1 pseudogene is annotated in these 393 nt (G+C 53.9%); it reads left to right on the top strand.

What is annotated here, in order from left to right:
* Positions 1-393: pseudogene (locus AB9F29_RS21390) on the top strand (arylsulfatase); the annotation flags it as partial.

The raw sequence follows: 393 nt of genomic DNA, 5'->3' as shown, positions 1-393 counted from the left end.
GGATGCATCCGTGGCGACCCGCTTGGTCACACCACGGCCAAGTTTGAAGGCTGGACGCGATGAATTCGTCTGGAAAGGAACCTTTACCGGAACTCAGAACGGCGATGCGCCATCGGTTCTGAATACCTCCTACACGATCACGGCAGAAGTGGATGTACCCGAAGGTGGGGGCGATGGCATGATCCTCACACAAGGTGGTCGTTTCGGCGGATACGGTTTCTATCTTCTAAAAGGCAAACCCGTGGTCACCTGGAACCTGCTCGATCTTGAGCGAATTAGCTGGGAAGGCGCTGATGCCCTTAGCGTTGGCAAACATACCGTGGAGTTCGACTTTAAATATGACGGGCTTGGTATGGGCACTATCGCTTACAATAGCATGAGCGGCATTGGTCG

Origin of the sequence: Falsihalocynthiibacter sp. S25ZX9 (assembly GCF_041205405.1) — a bacterium.
Classification (GTDB): Bacteria; Pseudomonadota; Alphaproteobacteria; order Rhodobacterales; family Rhodobacteraceae; genus Falsihalocynthiibacter; species Falsihalocynthiibacter arcticus.
The sequence above is the reverse complement of the archived record's forward strand: the minus strand, read 5'-3'. Positions and strand labels throughout refer to the sequence as shown.